The 2,236-nt window shown below is 50.1% G+C and carries 1 protein-coding gene; it reads left to right on the top strand.

The window, feature by feature from the left end:
* On the top strand, positions 1 to 2,169 hold a 2,169-nt coding region (locus H483_RS0119450), incomplete at its 5' end, for a DEAD/DEAH box helicase family protein (protein ID WP_042329463.1).
* Positions 2,170 to 2,236 lie beyond the last annotated feature (67 nt).

Below are 2,236 nucleotides of genomic sequence, written 5' to 3'. Positions count from 1 at the left end.
ACTCATGCTTACTTCAACTCCGTGTGGAACGAGGACATGCACGCTGTCCCACGATTCCTATGGAACGCCAAAATGCGCTTTGGTAAAACTTTCGCCTCTTACCAACTCGCTAAGAAACTCGGGGCAACACGAGTGTTGGTTGTGACGTTCAAACCCGCAGTCGAAGATGCCTGGCAGACGGATCTTGAGAGCCATTCCGACTTCGACGGTTGGCAATACATCAGTAAACAGTCGGGTGCCGATCCTGCCGCAATATCTAAACACAAGCCATTAGTTTACTTCGGCTCTTTCCAAGATCTATTGGGTCGTGATAAGTCTGGCAACATAAAGCCTAAGAACAAGTGGCTTCATTCGATCAATTGGGATCTAGTGGTCTTCGATGAATACCATTTTGGAGCATGGCGCGAGACAGCCAAAGAGCTATTTGAGGGCGAAGACACGCCGGAGAGCAGAGCTGAAACAAAACTTGAGTACAATCCCGAATTGGATAACTACCATGAAGAACTTGATGAACTCAGTGAGGAAGAGACTGAGTTCCTGCCTATAACGACGCGTGCCTACTTGTATCTGTCCGGCACGCCCTTCAAAGCTTTGGCGACCGGGGAGTTCATTGAAGAACAAATTTTCAACTGGACTTACACTGATGAACAACGTGCAAAAGAGGAATTTTCTAAGGCAAACCCGGACAAGCAAAACCCTTACAGCGCACTGCCGCAGATGCGATTGCTTACGTATCAAATGCCCGATGAGCTTCTTGCGACGGCAAGTTCTGGCGAGTTCGACGAGTTCGATCTGAATGAGTTCTTTTCAGCTAAGGGGTCCGGGACTTCCGCCAGTTTCACCCACAAATCTGACGTTCAGAAGTGGCTGGATATTATTCGCGGCGCCTACGCACCGAGTCAGGTTGACCATCTCAAGGAGCGGCCACCGTTCCCTTACTCAGATGTACGACTCTTGCCTCATCTAGAACATTCATTCTGGTTCTTACCGAGCGTTTCTTCTTGTCAGGCTATGAAGAATCTACTCGCTGAACCGCAAAACTCATATTTTCACAAGTACAAAGTTTTGTCTGTGGCCGGCGCTAACGCGGGCATAGGGCTCGACGCGCTCCCCCCCGTTCGGAGAGCGATCGGTAGTGGCCATGAGGGTGGCTCAATCGTGCTTTCCTGCGGAAAGCTAACTACGGGCGTCACGGTTCCTCAATGGTCGAGCATTCTCATGCTCCGCAATTTGAAATCGCCGGAAACCTACTTTCAAGCCGCTTTCCGAGTTCAATCGCCATGGAGTCAGAAAAATCCGAATGGTAACGATCCGCTCGAAGAGGAAGTGTACAAGCCCGTGTGCTTCGTTTTCGATTTCGCCCCTACTCGCGCTTTGCGGCAACTATCGGATTATGCACTTGGCTTGAATCCCGGTGAGTCGAACCCTGAAGCTGCCGTGGAGGAACTGGTCTCGTTTCTTCCTGTGCTGGCGTACGATGGGTCACACATGACCCAGATTGATGCTGGGGGAATACTTGACATTGCCATGGCAGGAACCAGCGCGACATTGCTGGCTCGAAAGTGGGAATCCGCCCTATTGGTTAATGTAGATAACGACACCCTCCGCCGTGTTCTTGCTGACGAAAAAGCAGTTAATGCTGTCATGAACATAGAGGGTTTTCGCGCACTCGGCGATAATGTAATTGAGACTGTAATCAATAAGAGCGAGAAAGTTAGGGATCTCAAGAAGAACAAGGGTGACCAGCTTAGCCCTGAGGAGAAGAAGGAGGTTAGCGCCGAGGAAAAGGAATACAAATCGATGCGCAAGCAGATTCAGGAAAAACTGATAAAGTTTGCGACCCGCATACCTGCCTTCATGTACCTGACGGACTTCCGCGAGAACACTCTTCAGGATGTTATTACAAAGCTTGAGACTGAACTATTCAAGACGGTCACCGGCCTATCGGTCGAAGACTTTAATCTATTGGTGTCTCTGAACGTTTTTAATTCTGGGCATATGAACCAGGCTGTCTTCGCCTTTCGTCGTTATGAGGATGCTTCACTTTCCTACACCGGTATCGACTCACATGAGGGTCTTCGGCATTACGGTCTCTACGACACCGTGGTGGCAAAGGAAGCTATCGAAGATTTTTCGGACGACGGAGCCGACCTATCTAGCCGCAATTAACTTTGACCCTGCAGCGGCGTCGGCTCTCTAACAGGCTTGTGCCCCCAGTCGGACTCGAACCGACACT

The organism is Dietzia sp. UCD-THP (assembly GCF_000349585.1).
Taxonomy (GTDB): Bacteria; Actinomycetota; Actinomycetes; order Mycobacteriales; family Mycobacteriaceae; genus Dietzia; species Dietzia natronolimnaea_A.
The sequence above is the reverse complement of the archived record's forward strand: the minus strand, read 5'-3'. Positions and strand labels throughout refer to the sequence as shown.